Below are 21,481 nucleotides of genomic sequence, written 5' to 3' on the forward strand. Positions count from 1 at the left end.
CAATTCGATATAGAAGCGCTCGCCAAACAGCTCCGCCAGGCGGTCCAGCCGCTTGATGGCATTGGCGTCCTGCCCCTGGGCAAAGGCCATGTCGATGGCCCCCTCGGGGCCACCGCTCAGGCAGATCAGCCCGTCGAGCCGCTCGCGGCTGAGCCAGTCGAGCTGCGCCCGGGCCGTGCCACCATCGCCCTCGATGAACGATTGCGACACCAGCCGCGACAGATTGCCGAACCCGGTTTCGGTCTGCGCCAGCAGCACCACGCTCGATTTGCCCGCCCAGGCGACATGGCCCCGCTCGCTGACGCGCTCTTCGCCGGCGGCGAAATCGATGGCCAGCTCCACCCCAACCAGCGGCTGAATGCCCTTCTTGCTGGCCTTTTCGGAAAACTCCAGCGCGCCAAACAGATTGCCGGTATCGGCAATGCCCAGCGCGGGCTGCGCGTCTTCGCCGGCCAGCTTGAGAATGGTGTCGAGCTGCAGCGCCCCCTCAAGCAGGGAATAGGCAGAGTGGACGTGAAGGTGAATAAAACCGGGGCCTGTCATGACTACCTTTATGACTGGCGCGGGACGATGATCATACCGTGCCGATGGCGCAATCCACAGCGCAGCGCGCGCCGGGTTCCAGCTGGCGGCGGCGAACCGCAGATCCGGCGCCGCCTTTGCTGCAGACGATCCAGCGTCACACGAGTCGGGCCAGCATATCCATCCAGGTGAGCGAACCAATGGTGAAGGCGCCCAGCGTAACGAATGCGGCAAAGTCCTTGATGAAAGTGAGCATCTGCATCTCCCGTGTTGCTATTATGTTCTTATATGTTCGATGTTTGTTCCTGTCGAGTGTGCAGAGCGGGAACAGCGGGGATTGCTGGCAAGTGGTTAGCAGACTGTTAGCATTTGCGCTGCCGGCCAACGCAAGGCCCTTGCCGCCGGCCGCGCAACGGGCCAGTTTCCGTGACCGAACCCTGCGCGAGACTCAGCACCATGACGCCAACCCCGCAACTCAGCCTGGGCCTGCTGCTCACCGCCTCCGCCGGGTTTTCCGACGTGGTCAGCTTCATCGAGCTGGGCGGCCACTTCACCTCCTTTGTCAGCGGCAATACCACCCAGCTCGGCGATGCCCTGGCCCAGGGCAGCTGGTCGGTGGCGCTGCTGACCGGCTCGCTGGTCGGCCTGTTCTTTGCCGGCAGCCTGCTCGGCTCGCTGCTCGCCTTGCTGGCCGGGCCGCGCTGGGGCTCGAGCCTGGTGACGGCGCTGGTGGTGCTGAGCTTTCTGGCCACCCTGGCCGGCGCCGCCCTGGGCAGTCCGCCACGCCAGTTCATGCTGTTCCTGGCTGCCGGCGCCGGGGCGCAGAACGCCATCGTGCCCTCGACCGGCTCGGTGCGGCTGGGCACCACCTTCGTTACCGGCACCCTGTTTACCGCCGGTCAGGATCTGGCCCTCGCGCTGCGCGGCCTGGCGCCGCCCTGGCGCTGGGCCCAGCATCTGCTGGTCTGGTCCTCGCTGCTGCTGGGCGGCCTGCTCGGCGGCCTCGGCTATGCCTATGCCGGCCTCAACGCCCTGCTGCTGCCCGGTCTGGTCTATGTCGGCTTTCTCATCGCCTTCATCCTGCGCCGGCCGGGCAAGGTCCTGGACTGAAGCGATTATATCTTAACCCCGGCGTTACCGGTAGACGTTGCCTGCCTGCGCTGTCGGGTAACCGTCACAGAGCTGCAATCGATCTGTCATGCCCATTGCCTAGTGTTCACGCAGCCGTGTTACGGCCCATCAATGACACTCAGGAAGCTCCCATGACCTCTTTCGCCCGTGCCCTTGTGGCTGGCGTATCCGTGATTGCCCTCACGGCTCCCGCCTTTGCCCAGTCGACCCTGCCGCAGGCTGATGACAGCTACTTCCTCGCCGCCCAGGCGGAACTTGCCGCCAAGGAAGCCATCCAGCCCAATACCGGCAAGGCCAAGAACGTCATCATGTTCATCGTCGATGGCCTGTCCGTTCCCACCATCACTGCGGCCCGTATCCTTGAAGGCCAGAATGCCGGCATCGACGGCGAAAGCCACTCGCTCGCCTTCGAAAAGCTGCTGCCGCACACGGCCCTCGTCAAGACCTATACCCATGACAGCCAGGTCGCCGATTCTGCACCGACTGCCACCGCCATCACCTCGGGCGTCAAGTCGCTGAACGGCACCATCGGTGTCGACCAGACCGCGGTATTGAAAGACTGCTCGAGCAAGGCCGGCTCGACCACCAAGTCGATCTTCGAACAGGCCGAGGAAGCCGGCCTTGCCACCGGCGTGATTTCCACCGCCCGCATCACCCACGCTACCCCGGCTGCTGCCTATGCCCATACGGTGTCCCGCAACTGGGAAAACGATACCCAGCTGCCCGAAGATGCCGCTGGCAAATGCGCCGACATTGCATCGCAGTTGGTCGACTGGTCCTTCGGCGACGGCTTTGAAGTCGTCTTCGGCGGCGGCCGCGCCAATTTCATGCTCGACAGCCAGGCCGACCCGGAAGACGAGACCCGCATGGGCGCCCGCAAGGATCGCGACCTGATCGCCGACTGGCAGGCCAAGCACAATGACGGCGCCTATGTCTGGAACCAGGAAGGCTTTGACGCTCTGGGCGCCGACACCACGCGCGTGCTGGGCCTCTTCAATGGCAGCCACATGCAGTATGAAGCCGACCGCGAAAAGGATGCCGGTGGCGAACCATCGATCGCCGAAATGACCACCAAGGCCATCGAGATCCTCGAAAGCAACGACAACGGCTACGTGCTGATGGTCGAAGCCGGTCGCGTCGACCATGCCCACCACGCCGGCAATGCCTATCGCGCGCTCACCGACACCATCGCCGCTTCCGAAGCCGTGCAGGCTGCCTATGACGCCGTGGATCCCGAAGAAACGCTGATCCTGGTCACCGCCGACCACAGCCACGTCATGAGCATTGCTGGCTACCCCGTGCGCGGCAACCCGATCCTCGGGATCGCTGGCATTGCTGACGACGGCAAGCCCTATACCACGCTGGGCTACCAGAACGGCCCCGGCGCTGCCTCCTATGACGAAGCCAATGCCCCGACCCGTCCGGAAGGCGCCGATGCCGATGCACCGCTGACCATCCGCGCCGACCTCACCGATGTCGACACCACCGACATCGACTACCTGCAGCAGGCGCTGATCCCCATGGGCTCGGAAAGCCATGCCGGCGACGACGTCACCATCTTTGCCCAGGGCCCGCAGGGCTATCTGTTCGACGGCGTCATCGAGCAGAACATGATCTATCACGTCATGGCCAAGGCGCTTGAACTGAACGCTGCCGAATAAGCAGCCTCGCCTGAGGGGCCGCCGGTTCGAGCCGGCGGCCCTGCCTTTTCACGACGCTGTGAGTGTCACATGGGTGATGCCCGACGGCGCTATTCTGAGCCAGTACCAGATGGAGGGATAATGCTCATGGACAGACGCACTTTTCTCGGCGCCCTCGCCACCGCGCCGCTCCTCGCCACTATCGCTCCGGCCTTTGCCAATACGCCCAGCCTGCGCTTTCGCGACATGTATGCGCGCGGCAAGGATCTCTCTGACACCGCCATCGCCCTGCAGGGGCAGCGCATCGAGATGACCGGCTACATGGCCCCGCCATTGAAGCCCGAGATCAACTTCTTCGTGCTGACCAAGACCCCCATGGCCACCTGCCCCTTCTGCAATGACGCGGCGGACTGGCCCAATGACATTGTCGTCTCCTATTTCGAGGGCGACATGGAATTCACCCGCTTTTCCAATCTGATCCGGGTGGAAGGCACTTTCGACACCGGCATCAAGACCGACAAGGTCACCGGCTTTGTCAGCAAGGTGCGCCTGCTCGATACCACCTATACCCGCCTCTGAAAGCGCTCCATGCCCGGACTGAACCTGGCCGCAGCCGGCCTGCGCCTTGCCTTTGCGGGCGAAGGCATTATCGATCTGCCGGAATTGACCCTGGTGCCGGGCACGCTGACCGCCCTGACCGGCCCGTCCGGCTCCGGCAAATCCACCCTGCTCTATCTGCTCTCGGGCCTGCTGCAGCCTGACGCCGGCAGCATCGCCTGGGCCGGCCAGGACCTCGCCGGGATGCGCGAGAGCCAGCGCGATCGCTGGCGGCGCCAGCATGCCGGCTTCATCTTCCAGAACTTTCACCTGATCGAGGAGTTGAGCCCGCTCGACAATGTGCTGGTGCCGCTCTGGTTCGACCATTTCTCGGCCGCCGCGGCCCGGCCCCGCGCCATCGCCTTGCTCGACCAGCTCGAAGTGCCGCGGCGCCGCGCCCATGTTTCCCTGCTGTCGCGCGGTGAGCAGCAACGCGTCGCCATTGCCCGGGCACTGATCACCGACCCCGCCGTGATCTTTGCCGATGAACCCACCGCCAGCCTCGACGCGGCTTCAGGCCAAACCGTCATCGCCGTGTTACGTGACCTGGCGCTTGAACAGGGCCGCACCGTGCTGGTCGCCACCCACGATGCCGCCCTGCGCCAACAGGCCGGTACCACCGTGCAGCTCGATCACGGGCGCACCCGGCAAAGCGAGGCGGCGGCATGAACCCCTTGCCCATTGCCTGGGCGTCGCTGCGCCGCAACCGCTTCACCGCCATTCTCTTCATCGCCATTGTCGCGCTGACCGTCGCCCTGGGCATTGCCATTTCCGCCCAGGAGCGTGCCTTGCGCATTGGCAGCGCCCGCGCCGCCGACAAGTTCGACCTCATCGTCGCCGCGCCCGGCAGCCATAATGACGTGCTGTTTTCCACCGTCTATCTCGACCCCAGCGCGGTGCCGCTGCTCGATCCCGCCATGACCCGGCTGCTGCTCGAAGACGGCCAGGCCGACTTCGTCGCCCCGATCGGCTTTGGCGACGCCATCGGTGACGCACCGGTCGTGGGCACCACCGCCGCCTTTGTCGAGCATCTGTCGGGCGGGCTGGCCGAGGGGCGCGTCTTTGCCGCGCTTGACGAGGCCGTGGTGGGCGCGCTGTCACCCCATGCCATCGGCGACACGCTGGAGGTTTCCCATGGCCATGGCGGCGCCACCGGCACCGATGCCGACGCCGCCGCTGACGCCATAGCAGCGGGCACGGCTGTCCCCGGCGGCGATGGCGATCACCCCACCATCACCATTGCCGGCCGCATGCAGCCCACCGGCACGCCCTGGGACCGCGCGATCGTGGTGCCGATCGAATATAACTGGTCGGCCCATGGCCTGGGCACCGGCCATTTGCCCGGCGACAGCCATATCGGCCCGCCCTTTGACCCCGATAGCCTGCCCGGTCTGCCTGCCGTGGTGGTCAAGCCGGTGGACGTCGCCGCCGCCTATGGCCTGCGCGGCGCCTATCGCACGCCCCAGTCGACGGCCTTCTTCCCCGCCGAGGTGCTGGTCGAGCTCTATAGCCTGTTGGGCGACGCCACCGCCATCATGAGCGCGCTGACCCTGGCGGCCCAGGCCCTTGTGGTCGCGGCCATCCTCGCCGGCATCGTCGCCATTCTCGATCTGCAGCGCCAGCAGTTTGCCGTATTGCGGGCGCTGGGCGCGTCACGCAGCTTCATCTTCGCCACCGTCTGGGTCTATGTTGCCGCGCTGATCGTTACCGGCGCCATCGTGGGCCTGCTGCTGGGCTGGGGCTTTGCCGCCCTGGTTTCCGAAGCGCTGGCGCAGCAGACCGGGGTCGCCATGCGCGCCGAGATCGGCATGAGCGAATTCCGCCTGGTCGGGGCGCTGGTGGCGCTCGGCCTGGTGCTGGCCAGCCTGCCCGCGCTGCTCATCTACCGCCGGCCCGTCGTGGAGGGCCTGCGCTAAACCAAAAGGGAGCCGCCAAAGCGACTCCCCCACCAGAGGCCCGGCGGAGCCAGGAAGCTACGCCTCTCCGCCGGGCTCCGATTTTCTGGATGACTAGTGGCTGTGGCCGGCATGGCTATGCCCGGTGGCATCGGCGGCCTCGACCTCGACATGCAGGTCGAGATGCTCGCCATTGCCGAACATCACCTCAAGCTCGAATTCATCGCCTGCCACCAGATCCTGGGACAGACCGGTCAGTCGCAGGCCCAACCCATCGGGCTCCAGCGCGAAATGGCCGGGCGCAATCTGCACAGCACCCACCGTTCGGTAGGTCATCTTGCCATCAGCGCCCAGGGCCGCCCCGACAATCTCGACACTGGTCGCGATGGCGGTTGCCGCCCCGGCCAGTTGCACGGCCTCCCCGTCATTGTCGATTTCCATGAACACCAGGGTGTCGCCCCCCGCAGCGGTGGCGCGCGCCCAGGGATGAACAATGGTCAGGTTGCCAATACGGGCCTCGTGGTCATGCTCATCCTGCGCCAGCGCGGCGGGAATCACAGGCAGCAGGCAGAACAGGGCTGCACAAAGGACGGTGCGGATCATCGTCGATCTCCGTAATGGTGTAACATTACGGAGATAGCCAGCCTTGGTGACGCTGGCATGACAGCAGGCGATCAGGCCCGGAAATGTTCCGGTCTGATCGCCATCTGGAGATGGCGTTACGCGCGGCCAGGCGGCGCCACCATGAAGGCCAGCTTGAACGCCAGCGGGTTGACCACCAGGCTGACGACAAAGGCGATGGGCCAGGCAGTGATGAAGCTCACCGGCCAGTGTGCCACAAAGGCAGGCCCGGCATTGATGAAGCCCATGACGCCGCTCATGATGAGCGCCATGAAAAAGGTGATGAACACGGAGAGGGTAAGCTGGGTTTTCCTGGACATGAAGTCTCCATCGGGGCCGGCTGACGGAGACTATCCCACGTCAGCACCAGCCCTAAACAAGGGTTGGTGCCAGTGGGACCGCAGAGACTGCGACGAAGCCTGCATGGCAGGGACCGGGATACCAACCGGCGACTTCTTTCGGCTTGCGTGACCTAGCCAAAGCCCCGCCACCGCGCAAGCCTGGTTGGCGAATGGCTGGCCTGCGCAGAAAACGCTTACGAAGGCGCGCGTTTTGCTACCAAGCGGCCGCCATCATTTGTCGACGGCACGGTGAGCTAATAGACAGAGCGGCAAACACGTCTGGTGACAGCTCCGACCCCTTAGTCGCCATTCCGGCGCCCTACCCACCGCTGTCGAAAGCGGACGCTGAGCTCATGAAACGGAATACTGTGTTTCTGTTTCGATTTCACGGCGGCCGGGTGACGGTCAGAAGCGTTCGCCAAACAGGCGGTAGCACCAGAAAGGCTCTTCGTTTTCGATGGCGGCGTTCAGGCGAGCTGGGGAGAACCCACTTGCGCGGCGCACCGCGCGGCCCATGTGCGATTGGTCGGCATAGCCCGCTTCTTGTGCGAGCCCGGCCAGCGAGCGGCCCGCCTGCCGCCGTGACAAGCGATGTAGCTCCTCGAAGGTCGCAAAAAATTCGAGCGTGCGCTTCGACTGGCCGCTCAACCTCCGGATTCGTCGCTCGATCGAGCGAATGCTGTTACCGGCGGGCGGCAAGATCGCTCGGGTCACTGCGGCCCGCGCCCAATCGGCAATTCCGGTAGCAGCTAACCAATCCGATGGACGAATCGCGGCCCAGACGGGGCTCAAAGCAGCGCAAAACGCCGACCACCCTGACTCGGGCTGGTCCGAGGAGCCTAGGGCCTTGAGGGCTGTGGCGAGGCTTTCCGGAACTTCCTGAAAGTTCGGATCGCCGCCAAGTCGGAGCCAGGCATCATGGTAGAACCCGATCGAAACGGCCGTGACTTCGCCCGCCGCCCAACTGGTCACGGGCGCATTCTGTGGCCCCATGACAAAGGAACCCGGTGCCGCGACCCATACATCGCACCGAGGGGCGTCCCCCGCGGCGACCTGCAATTCGCCGTGGATTACCAATGTCAGCGACACCAGCGGCGACGCAGGGAAATGGCTGACTCGATCGGCGTCGGAGAGGTCCACGCCACGGGTGTCGCGCCAGACTGCAGCGAATACACATCCCACCAAAGGATTGGGCGCAAGAAGCAGTTTTGAGACTGGGACCAATGCCTCCCTCCTGATGTGTCGCAACCGTTCTAGAGGCGGCCGTCGGTTAGTGGCAAGCAAGGGCCGCAACCGATGGACAATCATGGCTAAACTGAAATTCTCCGGTCCTCTGCTCCTGCGCACCCGGAGCCTTCTTACCATCACGCGAATCGCCTTCGCGACCTATCTGCGTCATGCGGCGGGGCGTCGTCTGGCTTCAGATTGGAATGCTGAATTCGAGATCGGGATCAAGTTCTGGCGGCATCAGTTCACCGCCGCGATGTCGGACCCCGACTTCGCCCATGGACGCCAGCTTTTTGACAGCCTGCAAACCGAAACCGACGACCTCTATGAGGTGGTTACTGAGCCTTGCGCTGCCCCGAAAGGCATGTGGTATCGGCCGAGGAAACCGCTCACCGATGTCACCGTGCTCTACTGTCATGGTGGTGGGTATGCCTTTCACGGTGCGACGAGTGCGCGCTTCGCCGCTATGCTTTCCCATCATATAGGCGCACCACTTTTTGCGCCGGATTACCGTCTCACGCCGGAACATGTGCATCCCGCCCAGTCAGATGATGCATTCTCTGCCTGGCAGTACCTGGCAGGTACGCACCGACCCGAACGAATCGTGGTCATCGGCGACAGCGCGGGCGGGCACCTGGCGCTCATGCTGTTGCAAAAGCTCAAAGCGGCGGGACTGGCGCAGCCCGCTGTCTGTATCGGGCTCTGCCCGTGGACCGATATCGGGGATCGAGGAGCGAGCCTCCACGCGAATGACCGCTATGATCTCGTACAGGGATGGATGGCGCTACGGTTCGGCGAATGGCTCGATCCCGATCGGAAGTTCGGGCGTGAGACGCTGTCGCCCATTTTTCAGGATTTTGCCGGGCTTTGCCCCATCTACCTGCAAGCTGGCGGGCGTGAAATCCTGCGCGACATGATCGTTGAATTCGCAGAAATCCAACGTGCAAAGGGCGCGGATGTCACCTTGGATCTCTGGCCGGACATGCCGCACGACTTTCAGGCCTACGACAGCCTGAAACACTCATCTAGTGAGGCGCTGACAAAGCTTGCGCGCATCGTTAGATCGCACGGAGCGCCAAGCCAGCTGAAACAGAATTAGAAGTTCTGTTTCAGCTGGCTTTACGAACGTCTGTTCTTGCCGTCCTTCGACCGAAACCTGCCATTCCGCTCTCCACCCCAAAGCCGTCCCCCAAGTCCCCCCAAACCAAAAAGGCCCGGATCGCTCCGGGCCTCTTTTCTTGCCATGCCAAGCGGCACTAGCTCTTGTCGACGGTCGCCTTGGGCTTTTTCGGCTTGGGCAGGGCTTTGGGCTTGGCGGCGCGCGGTGGTGCCGCGATCAGCTCGAGCTTGGCGTCCTTGCCTTCGCCGACCACCGCCACGGTGACGGTGCCACCCTTGACCAGTTCGCCAAACAGCACCTCTTCGGCCAGCGGCTTCTTGATGTATTCCTGAATGACCCGGCCCAGTGGCCGCGCCCCCATGCGTTCATCATAGCCGCGTTCGGCCAGCCAGTCGGCGGCCTCGGGCTGCAGCACAATGGTGACATTGCGCTCGGCCAGCTGGCCTTCAAGCTGCAGCACGAACTTCTCGACCACCCGGCGCACCACTTCGCGCGGCAGCGGGGCAAAGGAGATGATCGCATCGAGCCGGTTGCGGAACTCCGGGCTGAACAGACGGTTGATCGCCTCTTCGTCGTCGCCCTGCTCGCGCTTGCGCCCGAAGCCGATCGGGCTCTTGGCCAGCTCCATGGCGCCCACATTGGACGTCATGATCAGGATGACATTGCGGAAATCCACCGACTTGCCGGTGTGGTCGGTCAGCTTGCCGTGGTCCATCACCTGCAACAGGATGTTGTAGAGATCAGGATGGGCCTTCTCGATTTCATCGAGCAGCACCACGCAATGCGGGTTCTGGTCGACGCCATCGGTCAGCAGACCCCCCTGGTCGAACCCGACATAGCCCGGCGGCGCACCAATCAGCCGGCTGACGGTGTGGCGCTCCATATATTCACTCATGTCAAAGCGCAGCAGTTCCACGCCCAGCGTATCGGCCAACTGCTTGGCCGCTTCGGTCTTGCCGACACCGGTGGGGCCGGTGAACAGATAGGAACCGATCGGCTTTTCCGGCTCGCGCAGGCCGGCGCGGGCCAGCTTGATCGCCGAGGACAGGGCAGTGATGGCCGCATCCTGGCCGAACACCACCGTCTTGAGGTTCTGCTCCAGGCTCGCCAGCATTTCGGAATCCGACTTGGAGACCGATTTGGGTGGAATGCGCGCAATGGTGGCGATGGTGGCCTCGATGTCTTCGACCTCGATCACCTTCTTGCGCTTGTCGGGCGTCAGCAGCATCTGGCTGGCGCCGGTCTCGTCGAGCACGTCGATCGCCTTGTCGGGCAGCTTGCGGTCATTGATATAGCGCGCGCTCAGTTCCACCGCCGCCTTGAGGGCGTCATCGGTGTACTTGATCTTGTGGAACTCTTCGAAATACGGCCGCAGCCCCTTCACGATCTCGATGGCGTCCGGAATTGACGGCTCGTTGACGTCAATCTTCTGGAAACGCCGGACCAGGGCCCGGTCCTTTTCAAAGAACTGGCGATATTCCTTGTAGGTGGTCGAGCCGATGCAACGGATCGCCCCGCTCGCCAGGGCCGGCTTGAGCAGGTTGGACGCATCGAGCGCCCCGCCCGAGGTGGCGCCAGCGCCGATCATGGTGTGGATCTCGTCGATGAACAGCACCGAGTCGGGCAGCTTTTCGAGCTCCTTCATCACCGCCTTGAGGCGTTCCTCGAAGTCGCCGCGATAGCGGGTGCCCGCCAAAAGCGAGCCCATGTCGAGCGAATAGATCACCGCATTGCGCAGCACTTCGGGCACATCGCCTTCGACGATCTTGCGGGCCAGGCCCTCGGCAATGGCGGTCTTGCCCACGCCGGCGTCGCCGACATAGAGCGGGTTGTTCTTGGACCGGCGGCACAGCACCTGAATGGTGCGGCGCAGCTCGGCATCGCGCCCGATCAGCGGGTCGATCTTGCCGGCCCGGGCCTTCTCGTTGAGGTTGACGGCAAAATCGGCCAGCGCCGAGGTCTTCTTGGCCTCGGCACCGCCTTCGGCATGGGCCTCGCCATCGTCAACGCCATGCACCTTGCGCTCTTCGCTCGGCCCCGACTTGGTAATGCCGTGGCTGATGAAATTGACCGCGTCGAGCCGGCTCATGTCCTGCTGTTCGAGGAAATAGGCGGCGTGGCTTTCGCGCTCGGCAAAGATCGCCACCAGCACATTGGCGCCGGTCACCTCTTCGCGCCCGGAAGACTGGACGTGAATGACGGCGCGCTGAATCACGCGCTGGAACGCGGCCGTGGGCCGCGCGTCCTGGCCGCTGGGCACGATCAGGCTGTCCAGCTCTTCATTGATGAAATCTTCGAGGTCGCTCTTGAGCGCGTCGACATCGACGTCGCAGCCGGTCAGCACGGCGATCGTTTCACGGTCGTCGGTGAGGGCCAGCAGCAGGTGCTCGAGCGTTGCGAACTCATGGTTACGCTCACGCGCCAGGTTCATTGCCTGATGCAGGGCCTTTTCAAGTCCGCGGGAGAATGAGGGCATATGATGTTCCTATTGCTTTTCCATCACGCATTGCAGCGGATGCTGGTTTTTGCGCGCCGTATCCATCACGCGTGTGACCTTGGTCTCGGCCACTTCGTATGGATAGATGCCGCACTCACCGACCCCCTTTTGGTGAACGTGCAGCATGATCTGCATGGCGTCTTCACGCGATTTGTTGAAGACGTCCTGCAGCACGAGAATGACGAACTCCATCGGCGTGTAGTCGTCATTGAGCAGCAGCACCCGATACAGGCTCGGGCGCTTGGTCTTGGGCCGGGTCTTGGTGATGGTCCCGGTATCGGTGTCACCCTTACCAGGATCTTCGTTCTTGGGCCCGGCCATACCGGTCAGGGGCACCAGATCCGCAGGGGCCGGCGCCTCAACGGTCAGTGCGAGGCAGTCATTGAAGGTCATTGGCAAATCATCTGTCGTGAAGAAAACGAAGCAGCATGGTGGGAGCCATTATGTAGGCAAAAGAACGCCGGTGTTAAGGCCCCATGCTTCCCGAATTTGTGATGCGGACAATATGCTCGCCGCGCAAGGCTTATACGACGACCATACCGGTCTGGATTGCTTGCGGCGATGACGCATTGACCCGCCGCTCGCCTTCCCGCGCACAGGTCCCGGATCACCAAGGCGTGAGCGCCTGCCAGATCCATCAAATTTCCATGGCATTTTACCGAATAGTAACGGCCCGGACGTAGAACTCGGGGCTTATCGGACGATCTGGGCGCGTGGGGCTCCTCAGACCGGCTCGAATTTGACGTTGTAGTAGTTGCGTACGGGTACCGTTGTGCCCGAGAGTAAGAGTTGGAGTATCGGGTGGCTTTCCAGGCGAAATCCCCATGGCGCGTTGCGTTTTTGCGCGCCTTTGCCGCGATCCTTGTTGCATTGGCCATCAGCGCGCACGCCGTTGCGCCGGCTCAGGCCATCGAAAACCTCCGCAAATATGCCGGCATCGTCGTCGATGCCAAATCCGGCAACGTCCTCTATGAATCCGCGGCCGACAGCAAGCGCTACCCCGCTTCCGTCGCCAAGGTGATGACGATGTATGTCCTGTTTCAGGAACTGAGCGCGGGCAACCTCAAACTCTCCACCAAGATGACCGTCTCGGCCCACGCTGCCAGCGCCGTTCCCACCAAGCTGGGCCTGCGCGCCGGCGCGACCATTACCGTGGAAGATGCCCTCAAATCACTGGTGACGCTGTCGGCCAATGACATGGCCCGCGTCATTGCCGAGCACATTTCCGGCTCCGAAGCCAATTTTGCCAAGCGCATGACGGCGACCGCCCGTGCCCTGGGCATGCGCAACACCACCTATCGCAATGCCTCGGGCCTGCCCGATGGCGGCCAGATCACCACCGTGCGTGACCAGGCCATCCTGGGCATCGCCGTCTATCAGCACTTCCCCAGCTATTACGCGATCTTCCAGACCAAGAGCTTCAGCTACGGCAAGCGCACCTATGGCAACCACAACCGCGTGCTCGGCTATCTGGGCGCCGTCGATGGCATCAAGACCGGCTATATCAATGCCGCCGGCTCCAATCTGCTGACCGCCGCGCGCAAGGACAACCGCCACATCGTCGTTGTGGCCTTCGGCTTCAATTCATCGGCCTCGCGCAACGAAAAAGTGCGTCAGCTGGTGTCGACCTACCTGCCCAAGGGCCGCCGCGGCGACTATCTGCGCACGGCCATGATCCCGATGCCGGGCAGCCAGGGCACCACCCAGGTCGCCGTAGCCCAATCGCCATCGGCCGCCCCGGTGTTTGTCATGCCCATGCCCCTGCCCGGCTTCCGCCTGGCGCAGCTGGTGGCCGCCAATGGCGCCCAGCCCCAGCGCCAGCTCACCCAGGACGCGCCAGAAGTGGTGCTGGCCAGCGCGCCCATGCCCGCGCCCATACCGGCCGACCTGAAGCAGCAGCCCGCGCTGCAGGCCGTCAACACGCTCGCAGAACCCTCCCAGGCGCCGCAGCCGGCCTATCCCAGCCAGGACGTTATCGGCGCCTGGCTCAGCGATACCTACAAGCTGGGCGCCCCGCCTGCCGCCCTTGGCCAGACGACGCCGTCGGCACCCCTCGGCATGCAGCCGCCCGCGCCGATCGAGCAGGCCAACCAGCCCATCGACCTGCTGACCTCGGGCAGCGTGCAGACTGCCGCCGCCGAAGCCCCTCCGGGTGGCTGGGTGGTGCAGATCGGCGCCGGCCCATCGGAAGACAGCGCCCGCGCCATGCTGGCTGACGCCGCCGGCAAGGCCGGCAATCTGGGTGATTTCCGCTCCTATGTGGAGCGCTTTGAAAAGAATGGCAGCGTGTTCTATCGCGCCCGCTTCATCGGCTTTGGCGGCCGCGACGATGCCACCGCCATGTGCAACCAGCTCAAGCAGCAGAACCTGGCCTGCCTGGCCATGCAGAGCTGAACTGGAACGACCAAGACGAGCTGGGGACGATGAGCCACCGGCCACAAGGGGAAGCAAATTGGTGCCTGTGTTTGGAGTAGCCCAATGAGCGAACGTACTGCACTGACCGAGCTGGCCAATTTCGTTGGCCGCTCAAGCCTGCTGAGCGAAGACATGGCGGCGCGTAATCGCGTGCTGGCCGGGATCAGCGGGCGCATGCTGCCGCGCAAGCGCGGTGTTGCCGACCTGCTGGGCGTGGTGCTGGCCGTCTCGGCCCGGACGCGCCGCATGGTGCAGGAACCGGTCAGCGTCGATATCGACGTCTTTGCCCCGGGCGGCGCCCGCGCCATCCGGCTCAATCTGGGCGAAGGCTGAGCCCGCCCGCCTGTTCACAAGACAAAGTCGCAGTGGACTCAGAACTCGCTGTTCAACATGTGAATGAAGCGCTGTTCGGCCTCCTGCTGTGGCGAAGCGCTGGCCGCGAGCACCTTGCGGGCCTCGGCCCGCTCGCTCAGCGGCAGATGCAGGGCGTCGACCAGGGCGCGATATTCGTGCCGCGCGCCCAGATGCGAGGTCGACGGCAAGCCGCCCAGCATCTCATCATCGAGCGGATCAAACACCGTCATGCCATTGGGAAACAGCGAGCGGAAAATCACCCGCTCGGCGATGCCGTCGGCCACCCGGCAGCCCAGCCGCAGCGCAATCCGCTCCAGCATGGTCTGCACCTGCCGCATATTGCGTGACGAGAGCATCGAGATGCGGTTGCGCACCAGCACCCAGTCAATGTTCCGGCCATCGATCGACAGCCGTTCCGCGCGCGCCCGCTGCACCAGCCGGGCATAATGGCTCATTTCGCGCGGCTCGCCGGTCAGCGGATCGATCTGGGCCAGCACATTGAGGTCGATCAGGCTGTCATTGACCGGGGTGACCAGCGTATCGGCCAGCGAATGGGCCAGCCGCGTCAGATTGGTATCAAAGCCCGGCGTGTCGATGATCAGGAAATCGGCATCATGCTCGACCTCCCCCACCGCCTGCCGGAACAGGTCGAACTCCACCTTGTGATTGGCCTTCAGCGAGTCGCTGCGCGCCACCGGCAGATGGAAATGGGTGCTGTGGGGCAGTTGCAGATCGCGGTCCCTGGCCCAGGCCCGGCGATTGCGCACATAATGGGTCAGCGTCTGCTGCCGGCTGTCGACATCGATGGTGGCTACCTTGTGGCCCAGATAGAGCAGGTAGATCGCCAGATGAAACGCCGTCGTGGACTTGCCCGACCCGCCCTTCTCATTGCCGACAACGATAACGTGCACGCCATGGCTGGCCATTCTGCGCCCTCAGCTTTCAGGCGCAATTGTCCGGCGTTCGTGGCGCGCTGGCAAGCGCTGCCACAGCAAATATTCGTCAGACGCTTAATGCGGGCTCAGGCCGACAGGCGAAGGGCTGCCGCCTCGGGCTGCACCTCGGGCCGGCTGATCGGCAGGTTGAGCGCCGCCACCAGATTGCGGTATTCCTGGCGCGCCGCCACATGCGACACGCTGGCCGCATCTGCCCCGGCTTCATCGTCGAGCGGATCAAACACCGTCAGGCCGCTGGAAAACAGCGAGCGGAAGATCACCCGCTCGGCAATGCCATCGGCGACGCGACAGCCGAAGCGGGTGGCAATGGCTTCCAGCGTGGTGTGCACCTGGCGCGCATTGCGCGAGGCCAGCATGGAAATGCGATTGCGCACCAGCACCCAGTCAACGCTTTCCCCGCTGACCGCCAGCCGCTCCGAGCGCGCCCGCTGCACCAGCCGGGCATAGTGGCTGGTTTCCACCGGCTGGCCCGTGGTCGCATCCAGCCGCGCCAGCACGTTGAGATCGATCAGGCTGTCATTGACCGGGGTGACCAGCGTATCGGCCAGCGAATGGGCCAGCCGGGTTAGATTGGTATCAAAGCCCGGCGTGTCGATGATCAGGAAATCGGCGCGCTGCTCGACCTCGCCCACCGCCCGGCGGAACACGTCGAACTCGGCCCTGTCGTTCTCGCGCACCGAGTCGCCCCAGGCCGATGGCAGGTGAAAATGCTGCGGGCTGGGCAGTTTGATGCCGCGCTCCTGCACATAGGCGCGGCGATTGCGGACATAGTGGGTGAAGGTCTGCTGGCGACTATCGACATCGATGCTGGCCACGCGATGGCCGGCATGCAGCAGATAGATGGCCAGATGGAACGCCGTGGTGGATTTACCCGAGCCCCCCTTTTCATTGCCCACAACAATGACATGCGCACCAGTTCGCGCCATCCATGCCCCCAAATCAGTGCGCCACTCGCACGCTGCTAACAGATGTCGCCATGGTTAACAGGCTGTTAACGCCGGCTGATCCATTCGCTAGATCAGCCCCAGCCTGGCCAGATCGGCGGCCAGCGCCATGGATCCGGCGTTTTCATTGGCGCCCAGATCAGGCGGCGCATCGGCCGGGCTCAGATAGCGCCAGCCCTGAAACGGGCGCTTGGGATAGGGAATGGTCCGAATCAGCTCGGGGGCCAGGATGATGTCGCAGTAATTCTTGCCCTCCTGATTGGTGAACGGGGCCAGCCGCAGGATCGGCTGCCGGCATACCACCTGCCCGGCAATCACCCAGTACAGCGAGGCCTGCCCTTCCATCTCGCCGGCCCGCTTGGGCATCATGCGGGTGCGGTGCACGTGCACGTCCTCGCCATAATCGGCATCCCACCAGTGCGCGCGCTCATTGCGGTAGCTTTCCAGCTCCTCAAAGCTCGCCACCCCCACGCACAGCTTGATCATGTGGATCATCAAGGTCTCCGCAAAAAGCAGAAGGGCGCCCAACTGGCTCGGGCGCCCTTCCAGAATATCCAAGAGTGAAAAACTCCAGCGTCTAGACGCCAGCTACCACGGAGAAAACCAATCCCATCGAGAGCAGGCATACCATCGTCCAGCTTGCCGCACGCCACATTGTGGATCTGGGTTGACTACGCATCTATTGCTCCTTGTCAGCCATTTCACACCGGGAAGCCGACAGATTGCTCCGTCGCACCACCGGTATCAAAGCGTTAACCCTGTCAGAAATGCTTGGCAAGCGGCCAAGTTGCCACACTCCCCCAAGGCCAACGGAAAAAATCGCTGCAATGCAGCGGTTTCCGGCGCGCCGGTCATGTGCGGTGGGCCAGCTGTCAGCGGAAAAATTGCGGCAAACCCTGCGTCGCGGCCCTTGTTAGGCCGCAATCATGACACCGGCATGACCGGCAGCCGATTTCCGGGGAAAACGCCTAGAACAGCCCAAACCAGAGCCCGGCAATGCCCAGAAAGGCAAGAAATCCGACGATATCGGTGATCGTGGTGACGAACACCGCCGAGGCAATGGCCGGATCGGCCTTGAACTTGTCCAGCGTCAGCGGAATGAGAATGCCCGCCGTGCCGGCCACCGCCATATTGATCACCATGGCGGCCGCAATCACCGCGCCGAGCTCGATATTGTTGAAGCGCAGCCAGGTCACCAGCCCGATCAGCACCGCAAAGATCACGCCATTGGTCAGCCCGACCACCATTTCACGCGAGATCAGCCGGCGCAGGCGGCGCCCGTCCAGCTCGCGCATCGACAGCGCCCGCACCGTCACCGTCATGGTCTGCGTCCCGGCATTGCCGCCCATCGAGGCCACGATCGGCATCAGCACCGCCAGCGCCACCATCTGCTCGATGGTGGCATTGAACAGCCCGATCACCATCGATACCGCCACCGCGGCGATCAGATTGACGACCAGCCAGGGCACGCGGCTGCGCACGGTATAGAGGGTGGAATCGGAAATATCCTCGTCACCCACACCGGCCAGCAGCTTGATGTCCTCGTCGGCCTCTTCGTGGATCACGTCGACAATGTCGTCGATGGTCAGCACCCCGACCAGCCGCTTGCTTTCATCGACCACGCCGACTTCGATCAGATCGTAGCGCTCGAAATCGCGCGCCACTTCTTCCTGATCCTCATTGGCGTCCACCAGCATCAGATTGGTGTTCATCAGCGCCGCGATCGGCGTGCTGCGCGGGGCGCGCAGGAACTTGTCCAGGGCTATGGTGCCGAGCACGGAATAGGCCGCATCGACCACATAGATCTGGTAGAATTCGTCGGGCAGATCATGCTCGCGCCGCAGATAGTCGATGGTCTGCCCCACCGTCCAGAACGGGGGAATGGCGATGAAATCGGTGAGCATCCGCCGCCCGGCGGAATCCTCGGGGAAATCGAGGCTCCGCTTCAGGCTCAGCCGCTCGAAGGTCGGCAGCTTGGCCAGGACCTCGTCGAGGTCGACCTGCTCCATGTCCTCGAGAATGAACACCGCGTCGTCGCTGTCCAGCCCCGCCACGCCGCGCGCGATTTCGGCGTTGGGCAGCGCCTCCATCATCTGGGTGCGGACCGATTCATCGACCTCGGTCAGCGCCGAATAGTCGAACCGCTCACCCAGCAGCCGCACCAGCATCAGCCGCTCATCGGCATCGAGCGATTCCAGCACGTCGCCGATATCGGCCGCATGCAGCGGCGCCATCACCATGGCCAGATCATCGGCCCGACCGGCGCTCAGAAACGCCCGCAGCCGCTCCAGCCAGAGCGGACTGATGCGGTCATCGTCGTCGCGGAACACATCGGGATCGATGCCGTTGTCGGAATCGTGGCGGCTGTCGGAATCTGTACTCAATGGGGCGGCCCTTCGATGCGGCTTTGCGGGGCTGCCCAGCTGTAACCAATCACTCCCCGCTCCGCCAGCGGCGCAGCGGGAATTTTTGCCACGGCAGGGAGAAATTTTGGCGGAACCTTCCGTCGGGTCCCGAATGGAAGCGCCATCAGGTCAGCAGGGCAATCCTGTGCAACAGCGCCACTGGATTTGCAGCTCGGCCCCGACCGCTGCCCCACCCCCAAAACAAAAAAAAGGCCGCCCCGGAGGGCAGCCCATTTTTTGTTCATCCCGAGAGATGATTGGTGCGGTCGAGAAGACTCGAACTTCCACAGGTGTTACCCCACAGCGACCTCAACGCTGCGCGTCTACCATTCCGCCACGACCGCACATTTGGTAGCGCCGGACCCACCGGGCCAAGCGAGTGCGGATGTAGCAAAGGTTCTGGTCAACCTCAAGCGCTTAAATCAGCAATCGCGATTGGCTGTGGAGAGCCTAGCGGCGGCGCGAGGTCTTGCCGGTGATCTGCACCCGCAAATGCCCGTCATCGACATTGACTTCGCCATGGGCGATCAGCGTACCATTGGCATAGATGAACAGCGGATCGTGCTCGCCGGCGTCCAGCTCGATCACCGCGCCGCGCCCCATGCGCAGCAAATGGTGGATCGGCAAATTGGTGGCCCCCAGTTCAACCGTGATGTCCACTTCAATATTGTCTAGTGTACCCATAGATATATACGAACCCGTCCTGGCACCATGCGCTGCGTGCCGCTCAAACTTTATCTGAAAGCATCCTCTGGCACCCATGGTTATGGAACCGTTAACAAATCGTGACGAAGCCGGCCAAACCCGTAACAAATTGGCACGGCTCGACGCCCGGCCGGTGCAATGGGTGATTTCGGCCGCGCCGGTGCCCTATCCGGCGGCGCTGCACGCCATGCGGGCCCGCGCCGCCGCCATTGCCGCCGGCACCGCCGAAGAGGCCGTCTGGCTGCTCGAGCACCCCCCGCTCTACACGGCCGGCACCTCGGCGCAGCCGGCCGACCTGCTGTCGGACCGCTTTCCGGTATTCGATGCCGGGCGCGGCGGGCAATATACCTATCATGGCCCGGGCCAGCGCGTGGTCTATCTGATGCTCGACCTGACCCAGCGCGGCCGCGACATCCGCTGCCTGGTGCAAAATCTGGAAGACTGGGTGATCGATACCCTCGCTGCCCATAATATTGCCGCGGAAAGCCAGCCGGCGCCGCGCATCGGCGTCTGGGTCAAGCGCCCCGACAAGGGCGTGCTGGCCCAGGACAAGATCGCCGCCATTGGCGTGCGGGTGTCCAAATGGGTCAGCTTCCACGGCATTTCGCTCAATATTGCGCCTGATCTGGGCCATTATGACGGTATCGTGCCCTGCGGCATTGCCGATGCCGGGGTCACCAGTTTTGAGGATCTGGGGCATCTGGTGTCGATGCCCGAGGTCGACTCGGTGCTAAGGACCACCTTCGAGGCCCGCTTCGGCCCGACAATCGCCGCCGACGAACACGGCCTGCTCGGGGGTGACGCGCCGCAACAACTTGCGTAACAATCGAATCGAACCATCAAACCCTGTCAAGGAGCCCGACATGACGCTGGATGATCTCAAGCGCCTGTTCACCCGCCAGACCCTGTTCCGGCTCGACGCCATCCTCGCGCCCAAGCTGGTGCCCATCGTCTATGCGCTGGGCCTGGGCGGCATTCTGCTGTGGGCGGTCAGCCATCTGTTCCTGAGCTTCAGCTTCGGCTTCGGCATGGGGCTGTGGGGGGTGCTGGAAATCCTGGTGTTCGGCCTGCTGGCGCTGGTTGCGCTGCGCATTGTCTGCGAGGCGCTGCTGGTGTGGTTCAAGGCGCATGAGCAGAGCGGGGAAACCGTCAACCGCTCGCGCTACTCCTCCTCGCTGATCGACGAGGTCCGCGACGCCATTCGCGACCTGGCCGAGGAAGGCGAAGACCCCGACTACGCCGAGGCCGACGAATACATCACCCCGGCCACCGAGCCGGCGCCCTATGTCGCGCCCGCCCGTCCGGCAGCAGCTGCGCCTGCCCCGGCGGCCGCTGCGCCAACGCCGGCGCCCAACCCGGCGGCGGCCCCAGCCGCTGCTCCAGCGGCAAGCACGCCACGCGCCCCGGCCACCAAGCCCGGCGAGACCCACAAGCCGCGGCGTACTGCCAAGCGGACCCCGCCCAGCAAAAAGACGACCTGAACGAAAAAAGGCCGCCCAGACAATGCTCTGGGCGGCCCTGTTGATTCAATCTGGCAGGCTTAGCGCTTGTTGACGCTCCAGGCGCCGGGGCCGGCAAACACCAGATAGAGGAAGACAAAGCAGAACAGGATCGGCGCGTCGCCGCCATTATTGGTGGGGAACAGGCTGTTGGGCGCATGCACCATCCAATAGGCCACGGCCATGGTGCCCGAGGCAATAAACGCCGCAGGCCGGGTGAAGAAGCCGATGATGATCAGTACGCCGGTGACAAGCTCGATCAGGCCGGCGGCGCCGAACAGGCTCATCAGCGGCGGCGACATCTCGGTGGCGGGAAAGCCCAGCAGCTTCTGGGTGCCATGCAGCAGGAACAGCAGGCCGGCAACGATGCGCAGCACGGCGAGGGCCTGCGGCGCGTAGGCGGAGAGACGATCGAACATTGAGTTTCCTTGTGTTGGACTGGGCCGCGCAGGCACAGCCGGAGACTTATAGCGGCGTCCGGCTTCGGCAAAAACCGGATAATCACTGACGCAGCGTTCGCGGATCGGCGCCAATCGGGCCGCACCCCGTCAGCGCAGACCAGCCCCGCACTGGCCGATGGGCGGTCACATTGCGTAACCATCAAATTCTCTG

The 21,481-nt window shown here is 63.7% G+C and carries 22 protein-coding genes and 1 tRNA gene; 10 read left to right on the plus strand and 13 right to left on the minus strand.

Annotation, left to right across the window (positions count from 1 at the left end):
- The coding region (locus Q8O80_RS12475) for a PHP domain-containing protein (RefSeq protein ID WP_305579776.1) at positions 1–543 on the minus strand (543 nt) is incomplete at its 3' end.
- Positions 544–978: 435 nt separating this feature from the next.
- Here Q8O80_RS12475 and Q8O80_RS12480 point away from each other — a divergent pair.
- The 5 genes from Q8O80_RS12480 to Q8O80_RS12500 all read left to right on the plus strand — a co-directional run bounded on the left by Q8O80_RS12480 (position 979) and on the right by Q8O80_RS12500 (position 5,806).
- The gene (locus tag Q8O80_RS12480) at positions 979–1,632 is read left to right on the plus strand and encodes a YoaK family protein (protein WP_305579777.1); all 654 of its coding nucleotides are present in this window, start codon (positions 979–981) and stop codon (positions 1,630–1,632) included.
- 152 nt (positions 1,633–1,784) lie between these two features.
- Positions 1,785–3,314: an alkaline phosphatase gene (locus Q8O80_RS12485; RefSeq protein WP_305579778.1), complete on the plus strand. Its 1,530-nt coding sequence runs from the start codon at positions 1,785–1,787 to the stop codon at positions 3,312–3,314.
- Positions 3,315–3,440: 126 nt separating this feature from the next.
- Positions 3,441–3,872 (plus strand): hypothetical protein, encoded by a 432-nt coding sequence (locus tag Q8O80_RS12490; RefSeq protein ID WP_305579779.1) that lies wholly within the window; start codon positions 3,441–3,443, stop codon positions 3,870–3,872.
- 9 nt (positions 3,873–3,881) lie between these two features.
- Positions 3,882–4,559, plus strand: coding sequence for an ABC transporter ATP-binding protein (locus Q8O80_RS12495; RefSeq protein ID WP_305579780.1), 678 nt, complete (start codon positions 3,882–3,884; stop codon positions 4,557–4,559).
- On the plus strand, positions 4,556–5,806 hold the full coding sequence (locus Q8O80_RS12500; RefSeq protein ID WP_305579781.1) for an FtsX-like permease family protein: 1,251 nt from the start codon (positions 4,556–4,558) through the stop codon (positions 5,804–5,806). Before Q8O80_RS12495 ends, Q8O80_RS12500 begins: the two co-directional genes overlap by 4 nt.
- Positions 5,807–5,899: 93 nt before the next feature.
- Here Q8O80_RS12500 and Q8O80_RS12505 read toward each other — a convergent pair whose 3' ends face one another.
- The 3 genes from Q8O80_RS12505 to Q8O80_RS12515 form a co-directional block, all read right to left on the minus strand.
- On the minus strand, positions 5,900–6,388 hold the full coding sequence (locus tag Q8O80_RS12505) for a copper chaperone PCu(A)C (protein WP_305579782.1): 489 nt from the start codon (positions 6,386–6,388) through the stop codon (positions 5,900–5,902).
- Between the two features lie 116 nt (positions 6,389–6,504).
- A complete protein-coding gene (locus tag Q8O80_RS12510) occupies positions 6,505–6,726 on the minus strand; it encodes a DUF2798 domain-containing protein (protein WP_305579783.1) in 222 nt (73 codons plus the stop codon).
- Positions 6,727–7,152: 426 nt separating this feature from the next.
- The gene (locus Q8O80_RS12515) at positions 7,153–7,887 is read right to left on the minus strand and encodes a hypothetical protein (protein ID WP_305579784.1); all 735 of its coding nucleotides are present in this window, start codon (positions 7,885–7,887) and stop codon (positions 7,153–7,155) included.
- 166 nt (positions 7,888–8,053) lie between these two features.
- Between Q8O80_RS12515 and Q8O80_RS12520 the strand changes: the two genes are divergently transcribed.
- On the plus strand, positions 8,054–9,073 hold the full coding sequence (locus Q8O80_RS12520; protein ID WP_305579785.1) for an alpha/beta hydrolase: 1,020 nt from the start codon (positions 8,054–8,056) through the stop codon (positions 9,071–9,073).
- Between the two features lie 157 nt (positions 9,074–9,230).
- On the opposite strand, the gene clpA is transcribed toward Q8O80_RS12520, so the two are convergent.
- Positions 9,231–11,570 carry an ATP-dependent Clp protease ATP-binding subunit ClpA gene (clpA, locus tag Q8O80_RS12525; protein ID WP_305579786.1) on the minus strand — a complete coding sequence of 780 codons (2,340 nt, stop codon included), beginning with the start codon at positions 11,568–11,570 and terminating at the stop codon, positions 9,231–9,233.
- Between the two features lie 9 nt (positions 11,571–11,579).
- Positions 11,580–11,912: an ATP-dependent Clp protease adapter ClpS gene (gene clpS / locus Q8O80_RS12530; protein ID WP_305579805.1), complete on the minus strand. Its 333-nt coding sequence runs from the start codon at positions 11,910–11,912 to the stop codon at positions 11,580–11,582.
- Positions 11,913–12,392: 480 nt separating this feature from the next.
- On the opposite strand from clpS, the gene Q8O80_RS12535 reads away from it, so the two are divergent.
- Both Q8O80_RS12535 and Q8O80_RS12540 read left to right on the plus strand, forming a co-directional pair.
- On the plus strand, positions 12,393–13,985 hold the full coding sequence (locus Q8O80_RS12535; protein ID WP_305579787.1) for a serine hydrolase: 1,593 nt from the start codon (positions 12,393–12,395) through the stop codon (positions 13,983–13,985).
- Between the two features lie 84 nt (positions 13,986–14,069).
- Entirely contained in the window at positions 14,070–14,339 is a 270-nt protein-coding gene (locus tag Q8O80_RS12540) for a hypothetical protein (protein WP_305579788.1), read from the plus strand.
- Positions 14,340–14,377: 38 nt separating this feature from the next.
- Here Q8O80_RS12540 and Q8O80_RS12545 read toward each other — a convergent pair whose 3' ends face one another.
- The 6 genes from Q8O80_RS12545 to Q8O80_RS12570 form a co-directional block, all read right to left on the minus strand.
- Positions 14,378–15,286, minus strand: a complete 909-nt coding sequence (locus Q8O80_RS12545) for a division plane positioning ATPase MipZ (protein ID WP_305579789.1) — start codon at positions 15,284–15,286, stop codon at positions 14,378–14,380.
- A 95-nt stretch (positions 15,287–15,381) separates the two neighbouring features.
- Positions 15,382–16,242: a division plane positioning ATPase MipZ gene (locus tag Q8O80_RS12550; protein WP_305579790.1), complete on the minus strand. Its 861-nt coding sequence runs from the start codon at positions 16,240–16,242 to the stop codon at positions 15,382–15,384.
- 87 nt (positions 16,243–16,329) lie between these two features.
- Positions 16,330–16,755, minus strand: coding sequence for a DUF1489 family protein (locus tag Q8O80_RS12555; protein ID WP_305579791.1), 426 nt, complete (start codon positions 16,753–16,755; stop codon positions 16,330–16,332).
- 473 nt (positions 16,756–17,228) lie between these two features.
- The gene (mgtE, locus tag Q8O80_RS12560; protein WP_305579792.1) at positions 17,229–18,644 is read right to left on the minus strand and encodes a magnesium transporter; all 1,416 of its coding nucleotides are present in this window, start codon (positions 18,642–18,644) and stop codon (positions 17,229–17,231) included.
- A 279-nt stretch (positions 18,645–18,923) separates the two neighbouring features.
- Positions 18,924–19,009, minus strand: a tRNA-Leu gene (locus tag Q8O80_RS12565).
- A 106-nt stretch (positions 19,010–19,115) separates the two neighbouring features.
- Complete coding sequence (locus Q8O80_RS12570; RefSeq protein WP_305579793.1) at positions 19,116–19,349, minus strand: FliM/FliN family flagellar motor switch protein; 234 nt, start codon at positions 19,347–19,349, stop codon at positions 19,116–19,118.
- A gap of 76 nt (positions 19,350–19,425) precedes the next feature.
- Here Q8O80_RS12570 and lipB point away from each other — a divergent pair, with 76 nt between their 5' ends.
- Complete coding sequence (gene lipB, locus Q8O80_RS12575; protein WP_371136188.1) at positions 19,426–20,193, plus strand: lipoyl(octanoyl) transferase LipB; 768 nt, start codon at positions 19,426–19,428, stop codon at positions 20,191–20,193.
- 40 nt (positions 20,194–20,233) lie between these two features.
- Positions 20,234–20,851, plus strand: a complete 618-nt coding sequence (locus tag Q8O80_RS12580; protein WP_305579795.1) for a DUF4282 domain-containing protein — start codon at positions 20,234–20,236, stop codon at positions 20,849–20,851.
- Between the two features lie 59 nt (positions 20,852–20,910).
- Here Q8O80_RS12580 and Q8O80_RS12585 read toward each other — a convergent pair whose 3' ends face one another.
- Positions 20,911–21,288: a DoxX family protein gene (locus Q8O80_RS12585; RefSeq protein WP_305579796.1), complete on the minus strand. Its 378-nt coding sequence runs from the start codon at positions 21,286–21,288 to the stop codon at positions 20,911–20,913.
- Positions 21,289–21,481: the final 193 nt, after the last annotated feature.

Origin of the sequence: Devosia sp. (assembly GCF_030689745.1) — a bacterium.
GTDB classification, from domain to species: Bacteria; Pseudomonadota; Alphaproteobacteria; order Rhizobiales; family Devosiaceae; genus Devosia; species Devosia alba.

What these genes read in the sequence shown, in the direction of transcription:
- Q8O80_RS12480 (WP_305579777.1), top strand. Translation starts at nt 979, where the DNA reads ATGACGCCAACCCCGCAACTCAGCCTGGGCCTGCTGCTCACCGCCTCC.
- Q8O80_RS12485 (WP_305579778.1), top strand. Translation starts at nt 1,785, where the DNA reads ATGACCTCTTTCGCCCGTGCCCTTGTGGCTGGCGTATCCGTGATTGCC.
- Q8O80_RS12490 (WP_305579779.1), top strand. Translation starts at nt 3,441, where the DNA reads ATGGACAGACGCACTTTTCTCGGCGCCCTCGCCACCGCGCCGCTCCTC.
- Q8O80_RS12495 (WP_305579780.1), top strand. Translation starts at nt 3,882, where the DNA reads ATGCCCGGACTGAACCTGGCCGCAGCCGGCCTGCGCCTTGCCTTTGCG.
- Q8O80_RS12500 (WP_305579781.1), top strand. Translation starts at nt 4,556, where the DNA reads ATGAACCCCTTGCCCATTGCCTGGGCGTCGCTGCGCCGCAACCGCTTC.
- Q8O80_RS12505 (WP_305579782.1), bottom strand. Translation starts at nt 6,388, where the DNA reads ATGATCCGCACCGTCCTTTGTGCAGCCCTGTTCTGCCTGCTGCCTGTG.
- Q8O80_RS12510 (WP_305579783.1), bottom strand. Translation starts at nt 6,726, where the DNA reads ATGTCCAGGAAAACCCAGCTTACCCTCTCCGTGTTCATCACCTTTTTC.
- Q8O80_RS12520 (WP_305579785.1), top strand. Translation starts at nt 8,054, where the DNA reads ATGGCTAAACTGAAATTCTCCGGTCCTCTGCTCCTGCGCACCCGGAGC.
- clpA (WP_305579786.1), bottom strand. Translation starts at nt 11,570, where the DNA reads ATGCCCTCATTCTCCCGCGGACTTGAAAAGGCCCTGCATCAGGCAATG.
- clpS (WP_305579805.1), bottom strand. Translation starts at nt 11,912, where the DNA reads ATGGCCGGGCCCAAGAACGAAGATCCTGGTAAGGGTGACACCGATACC.
- Q8O80_RS12540 (WP_305579788.1), top strand. Translation starts at nt 14,070, where the DNA reads ATGAGCGAACGTACTGCACTGACCGAGCTGGCCAATTTCGTTGGCCGC.
- Q8O80_RS12545 (WP_305579789.1), bottom strand. Translation starts at nt 15,286, where the DNA reads ATGGCCAGCCATGGCGTGCACGTTATCGTTGTCGGCAATGAGAAGGGC.
- Q8O80_RS12550 (WP_305579790.1), bottom strand. Translation starts at nt 16,242, where the DNA reads ATGGCGCGAACTGGTGCGCATGTCATTGTTGTGGGCAATGAAAAGGGG.
- Q8O80_RS12555 (WP_305579791.1), bottom strand. Translation starts at nt 16,755, where the DNA reads ATGATCCACATGATCAAGCTGTGCGTGGGGGTGGCGAGCTTTGAGGAG.
- Q8O80_RS12570 (WP_305579793.1), bottom strand. Translation starts at nt 19,349, where the DNA reads ATGGGTACACTAGACAATATTGAAGTGGACATCACGGTTGAACTGGGG.
- lipB (WP_371136188.1), top strand. Translation starts at nt 19,426, where the DNA reads ATGGTTATGGAACCGTTAACAAATCGTGACGAAGCCGGCCAAACCCGT.
- Q8O80_RS12580 (WP_305579795.1), top strand. Translation starts at nt 20,234, where the DNA reads ATGACGCTGGATGATCTCAAGCGCCTGTTCACCCGCCAGACCCTGTTC.
- Q8O80_RS12585 (WP_305579796.1), bottom strand. Translation starts at nt 21,288, where the DNA reads ATGTTCGATCGTCTCTCCGCCTACGCGCCGCAGGCCCTCGCCGTGCTG.